At 72.4% G+C, this 6,113-nt stretch carries 5 protein-coding genes and 1 pseudogene; 1 reads left to right on the top strand and 5 read right to left on the bottom strand.

Annotated elements, in window-relative coordinates:
• A pseudogene (locus tag ACOV8S_RS13745) lies at nucleotides 1-257 on the top strand (MFS transporter); the annotation flags it as partial.
• A gap of 77 nt (nucleotides 258-334) precedes the next feature.
• Here the strand turns inward: ACOV8S_RS13745 and gatB are convergent.
• The 5 genes from gatB to ACOV8S_RS13770 form a co-directional block, all read right to left on the bottom strand.
• A complete protein-coding gene (gene gatB / locus ACOV8S_RS13750; RefSeq protein WP_448318102.1) occupies nucleotides 335-1,849 on the bottom strand; it encodes an Asp-tRNA(Asn)/Glu-tRNA(Gln) amidotransferase subunit GatB in 1,515 nt (504 codons plus the stop codon).
• Nucleotides 1,850-1,864: 15 nt separating this feature from the next.
• On the bottom strand, nucleotides 1,865-2,104 hold the full coding sequence (locus ACOV8S_RS13755; RefSeq protein ID WP_108954269.1) for a hypothetical protein: 240 nt from the start codon (nucleotides 2,102-2,104) through the stop codon (nucleotides 1,865-1,867).
• On the bottom strand, nucleotides 2,101-3,594 hold the full coding sequence (gene gatA / locus ACOV8S_RS13760; RefSeq protein ID WP_448318103.1) for an Asp-tRNA(Asn)/Glu-tRNA(Gln) amidotransferase subunit GatA: 1,494 nt from the start codon (nucleotides 3,592-3,594) through the stop codon (nucleotides 2,101-2,103). The genes ACOV8S_RS13755 and gatA overlap by 4 nt, the downstream gene beginning before the upstream one ends.
• Before the next feature lie 2 nt (nucleotides 3,595-3,596).
• Nucleotides 3,597-3,896 carry an Asp-tRNA(Asn)/Glu-tRNA(Gln) amidotransferase subunit GatC gene (gatC, locus tag ACOV8S_RS13765; RefSeq protein ID WP_108954271.1) on the bottom strand — a complete coding sequence of 100 codons (300 nt, stop codon included), beginning with the start codon at nucleotides 3,894-3,896 and terminating at the stop codon, nucleotides 3,597-3,599.
• Nucleotides 3,897-4,007: 111 nt separating this feature from the next.
• Nucleotides 4,008-6,077 carry a putative bifunctional diguanylate cyclase/phosphodiesterase gene (locus ACOV8S_RS13770; protein ID WP_448318853.1) on the bottom strand — a complete coding sequence of 690 codons (2,070 nt, stop codon included), beginning with the start codon at nucleotides 6,075-6,077 and terminating at the stop codon, nucleotides 4,008-4,010.
• Nucleotides 6,078-6,113 lie beyond the last annotated feature (36 nt).

Genomic DNA, 6,113 nt, shown 5'->3' on the forward strand with positions numbered 1-6,113 from the left:
GCCTGCTGGGGGTCGGGGTGGGGCTGGTCAACATGCCGTTGATGACGGCGGCCACCCGTGGGCTGTCCGGGCCGGAGACGGCCGGGGGAACCACCCTGCTCAACGTGGTGAGCCGCCTCGCCGCCGGCGCGGGGACGGCGCTCTTCGCGCTGCTCCTGCCGGCCACGCACGGGTTCCGCACCACGCTGCTGTGCGGAGCGGGGCTGATGGCGCTGACCTTCCTCTGCGTCCTGCGGCTCCCGGAGGAGCGGGTCTGAGGGCGCCGGCCCCGCCCGCACACGAAGGCGCCCCGGACCGCTCGGGTCCGGGGCGCCTCAGCGTGCGCGACCTGGCGTCAGCCCTCGGAGACGCCGAGCTTCTCGAGGATGAGCTCCTTGACGCGGGCCGCGTCGGCCTGGCCACGGGTGGCCTTCATGACGGCGCCCACCAGCGCGCCGGCCGCCGCCACCTTGCCGCCGCGGATCTTGTCCGCGACGCCCGGGTTGCCGGCGATCGCCTCGTCCACGGCCGCGCCGAGCGCGCCCTCGTCGGAGACGACCTTCAGGCCGCGCTTCTCCACGACCTCGTCCGGCGCGCCCTCGCCGGCCAGCACGCCCTCGATGACCTGGCGGGCCAGCTTGTCGTTGAGCTCGCCCTTGGCGACCAGCTCGGACACCCGCGCCACCTGGGCGGGGGTGATCGCCAGCTGCTCGGGCGCGACACCCGCCTCGTTGGCGCTGCGGGCCAGTTCGCCCATCCACCACTTGCGGGCGGAGGCCGCGTCGGCGCCGGCGTCGATGGTCCCGACGATCAGGTCCAGCGCGCCGGCGTTGAGGATGGCCTGCATGTCGGTGGCCGACACGCCCCATTCCTCGCGCAGCCGGTTGCGGCGGGCCAGCGGCATCTCCGGCAGCTGGGCACGGATCTCCTCGACCCACTCGCGGGACGGGGCGACCGGGACCAGGTCCGGCTCGGGGAAGTAGCGGTAGTCCTCCGCCTCCTCCTTCACGCGGCCCGAGGTCGTCGACCCGGTGTCCTCGTGGAAGTGGCGGGTCTCCTGCACGATGGTGCCGCCCGAGGACAGCACCGCCGCGTGGCGCTGGATCTCGAAGCGGGCGGCGCGCTCCACGGAGCGCAGCGAGTTGACGTTCTTGGTCTCGCTGCGGGTGCCGAACTTCTCCCGGCCGTGCGGGCGCAGCGACAGGTTGACGTCGCAGCGCATCTGGCCCTTGTCCATGCGGGCCTCGGACACCCCGAGGGCACGGATGAGCTCGCGCAACTCGCGCACGTACGCCCGGGCGACCTCGGGGGCGCGCTCGCCGGCGCCCTCGATGGGCTTGGTGACGATCTCGATCAGCGGGATGCCGGCCCGGTTGTAGTCCAGCAGCGAGTGGGAGGCGCCGTGGATGCGGCCGGTGGCACCGCCGACGTGCGTCGACTTGCCGGTGTCCTCCTCCATGTGGGCGCGCTCGATCTCGACGCGGAAGGTCTCCCCGTCCTCCAGCTGCACGTCGAGGTAGCCGTTGAAGGCGATCGGCTCGTCGTACTGGGAGGTCTGGAAGTTCTTCGGCATGTCCGGATAGAAGTAGTTCTTCCGGGCGAAGCGGCACCACTCGGCGATCTCGCAGTTCAGCGCGAGACCGATCCGGATCGCCGACTCCACGCCGGTCGCGTTGACGACCGGGAGGGCGCCGGGCATGCCGAGGCAGATCGGGCAGGTCTGGGTGTTCGGCTCCGCGCCCAGCGCGGTCGAACAGCCGCAGAACATCTTGGTGTTGGTGCCGAGTTCGACATGGACCTCGAGGCCCATGACGGGGTCGTAGGACGCCAGCGCGTCCTCGTACGACACCAGGTCGGTCGTGGTGGTCACGGTGTAACTTCCCTCTCAGCCCAGCAGGACGTCGTCGTCGCCCAGCTGCTTCAGGTCGCGCAGCAGCAGGGCGATGCCGGTCACGATGGCGACACCGGAGACGGCGGCGTCCAGCAGCCGCAGCGTGTCGCTCTCCTGACGGGCCCTGCGGATCTGCTTGACGACCGTCACGGCACCGAAGGCGGTGGTGGCGATGGACAGGTACGTCCCGTTGCGGGACTTCTTGAAGCCCTTGGCCTTCTTCAGCGAGTTCACAGCGACGGAGCCTCCTCGAGGAGCGGGTGCCCCCACTTTTCCACGAAGGCGGCCTCGACGGCCGCTCCGACCTTGTACAGACGGTCGTCCTGCATCGCCGGGGCGATGATCTGCAGACCGACCGGGAGGTTGTCCTCCGGGGCGAGTCCGCAGGGCAGCGACATGGCCGCGTTGCCCGCCAGGTTGGTGGGGATGGTGCACAGGTCGGCGAGGTACATCGCCATCGGGTCGTCGGCGCGCTCGCCGATCGGGAAGGCGGTGGTCGGCGTGGTCGGCGAGACGATCACGTCGACCTGCTCGAAGGCCTTCTCGAAGTCGCGCGTGATCAGCGTGCGGACCTTCTGGGCGCTGCCGTAGTAGGCGTCGTAGTAGCCCGAGCTGAGCGCGTAGGTGCCGAGCATGATGCGGCGCTTGACCTCGTCGCCGAAGCCTGCCTCGCGGGTGAGCGAGGTGACCGTCTCCGCCGAGTTGCCGCCGTCGTCGCCGACCCGCAGGCCGTAGCGCAGGCCGTCGAAGCGGGCCAGGTTGGACGAGCACTCGGAGGGCGCGATCAGGTAGTACGCGGAGAGGCCGAGGTCGAACGACGGGCAGTCCAGCTCGACGATCTCGGCGCCGAGCGACTTCAGCAGCTCGACCGACTCCTCGAACCGCTGCACCACGCCGGCCTGGTAGCCCTCGCCGCGGAACTGCTTGACCACGCCGACGCGCATGCCGGCGACCGAGCCGTTGCGCGCGGCCTCGACGACCGGCGGGACCGGGGCGTCGATGGAGGTGGAGTCCATCGGGTCGTGGCCGGCGATCGCCTCGTGCAGCAGGGCCGCGTCGAGGACGGTGCGGGCGCAGGGGCCGCCCTGGTCCAGGGAGGACGAGAAGGCCACCATGCCGTAGCGGGAGACCGCGCCGTAGGTCGGCTTGACGCCGACCGTGCCGGTGACGGCGGCCGGCTGGCGGATGGAGCCGCCGGTGTCGGTGCCGATGGCCAGCGGGGCCATGTACGCGGCCAGCGCGGCGGAGGAGCCGCCGCCGGAGCCGCCGGGGATCCGGGTCAGGTCCCAGGGGTTGCCGGTCGGGCCGTAGGCGCTGTTCTCGGTGGAGGAGCCCATCGCGAACTCGTCCATGTTGGTCTTGCCGAGGATGACGACGTCGGCCGCCTTCAGGCGCTTGACCAGCGTGGCGTCGTACGGCGGGATCCAGCCCTCGAGGATCTTGGAGCCGACGGTGGTCGGGATGCCCTCGGTGGTGAAGATGTCCTTGAGCGCCAGCGGCACGCCGGCCAGCGGGCCGAGCCTCTCGCCGCGCTCGCGCTTGGCGTCGACCTCGCGGGCCTGCGCGAGCGCGCCCTCGCGGTCGATGTGCAGGAAGGCGTGGACCTTCTCGTCGACGGCCTCGATGCGGGCCAGGTGGGCCTCGGTCACCTCGACGGCCGTGAGTTCGCCGGAGGCGATCTTCTCGGCGGTCTCGGCCGCGGTGAGCTTGATGATGTCGGTCATGACTACTGCTCCTCACCCAGGATCTGCGGCACCTTGAAACGCTGCTGCTCCTGGGCAGGGGCGCCGGAGAGCGCCTGCTCGGGGGTGAGCGAGGGACGGACCTCGTCCGCGCGCATGACGTTGGTCAGCGGGAGCGGGTGGGAGGTCGGGGGCACGTCTTGGTCGGCGACCTCGCTGACGCGGGCGACCGCGCCGATGATGTCGTCGAGCTGGCCTGCGAAGTGGTCGAGCTCTTCGGGCTTCAGCTCCAGACGCGCCAGCCGGGCGAGGTGGGCGACCTCCTCGCGCGTGATGCCAGGCATGCAGCGATCCTCTGGGGTGAGAGTTCTGTGGTGTGGACCCCAATCCTATGGCTCGCGGCCACGTGACCACGCACCGGTTTCCCCCGGGGAGCCGTTTCGGGGCCGCCCGCCTCAGCCCCGGCCCGGGTCGAGGGCGGCCGGGGAGCGTCGGACGCCGCGGGCCTTGAGCCACGCGGTGGTCTCGTCGGGCGGCATCGCCGCGGAGACGAGCCAGCCCTGGACGGCGTCGCAGCCCAGGTCCCGCAGGCGCTCCCAGGTCTCGTCGTCCTCCACGCCCTCGGCGACGACCAGCAGGTCCAGCGAGTGGGCGAGGTCGACCGTGCAGCGCACGATCTCGGCGTCCTGGGAGTCCACGGCGAGCCTGGCGACGAAGGAACGGTCGATCTTCAGTTCGCTGACCGGCAGCCGCCGCAGGTGGACCAGGGAGGAGTAGCCGGTGCCGAAGTCGTCCAGCGACAGCTTGACTCCGTGGCCGCTGAGCGCCGCCAGCGTGTCCGCGGCCCGCTGCGGGTCCTCGAGGAGCACGTGCTCGGTGATCTCCAGCTGGAGGGCGCCCGTCGGCACGCCGTGCCGGGCCAGCCGCGCGGCCACGGACCCGGCGAACCCGGGGGTGTGGACGTCGCGTGGCGAGACGTTGACTGCGACCGGGACCATCAGGCCCTGCGCCCGCCACCGGGCGACCTGGGCGAGGGCGGTCTCCAGCACGTACTCGGTGAGGTGCGGCATCAGCCCGGAGGACTCGGCGATGGCGATGAACTCGTCGGGCGGCACCTTCCCCCGGTCGGGGTGCACCCACCGCACCAGCGCCTCGAGGCCGGCGACCTGTCCGTCGAAGCGCACCTTGGGCTGGTAGTGGAGCTCGACCTCGTGGGCGTCGAGCGCCCTGCGCAGGTCGCCCAGGAGCCCGAGGCGGTCGGGGGTGTTGGAGTCCCGCTTGGACTCGTAGGCCTCCACGCCGGTGCGGTCCCGCTTGGCCTGGTACATGGCGACGTCGGCCCGGCGCAGCAGCCCCTCGGCGTCCGGCGCGTGGTCGGGGAAGAGCGCCACGCCGGCGCTGGCCTCCAGGACCAGGGTGAGCCCGTCCAGGTCGAGCGGGGAGCCCAGCTCGGCCACCAGGGCGCGGGCGGCCCGGGTGGCCGAGGTGGTGGAGTCGGTGAGCGGCAGCAGGACGGCGAACTCGTCTCCGCCGAGCCGGGCGGCCTCGGCCCCGTCCGGCAGGGCGCGGCGCAGGCGGTCGGCCGTCTGCACCAGCAGGCGGTCGCCCGCCATGTGGCCGAGCGTGTCGTTGACCGAGCGGAAGCGGTCCAGGTCGATCAGGACCAGGGCGGTCCGGGCGTCCAGCCGTTCGGCGTCGTCGATGGCGCCCCAGGTGCGCTCCAGCAGCCACTGACGGTTGGGCAGACCGGTGAGCGGGTCGCGCAGCTGTTCCTCGGCGCGGGCCCGGGCCATCCACAGGGTGCGGTCCAGGGCGATCAGCGGGATGGCGAAGAGCGGCAGCAGCATCGGCTGCACGGAGGCCACCACGCACATCAGCGGGGCGATGCCGAACAGGGCGGCGGCGAGCAGCCCCTGCCGGGTGACGTCGGTGCGGGTGAGGACGGGAAGGCTGTCGCCGCAGGGTGCCTGCAGGTACCAGAGCAGGACGCGGGTCACGGCCAGGTAGGCGACGGCGACCGCGGCGACCTCGGGGGCGACGGACCCGGTCCAGTACTGCGCCTGCCACGGGGCCTCGACGGAGGGGAACCTGCCGAACAGGGCGAGCACCAGCGCCCCCACGGCGATGCCGAGCATGTCGACGGCGCCGCACAGCAGGTTCTGGCGTCTGCTGCGTCTGCGGGCCATGCCGGAGAAGACGACCACGGTGAGACTGACCAGGCCGGCCGGCACCCAGCCGTAGAGCAGCAGGACGGCGAGGGTGAGCGCGGCGCCGGCTCCGGTGCCGCCCCACCAGCGGGTCCGGCCGAGCAGCACCAGGTGGCCGACGATCACGCCGGTGAGCAGGGCCAGCGACCAGCCGACGGCGCCGGGCGGGAAGAGGGCGTGCGGGCCGGAGAAGGCGCGGTAGAAGCCGGCCCCCAGCACGAAGCCCGCGGCGGCGACCGGGCCGACGTGGCGGATGGAGAGGCTGGTGAGGATGCGGGCCAGCGGCCGCTCCTTGGCGGCGGCGATGTTCTCCAGCATGGCCACGGCGTTCTTCCGCGGCTCGCCCTCCTTGTT

It is taken from the genome of Streptomyces sp. CO7, from assembly GCF_053474865.1.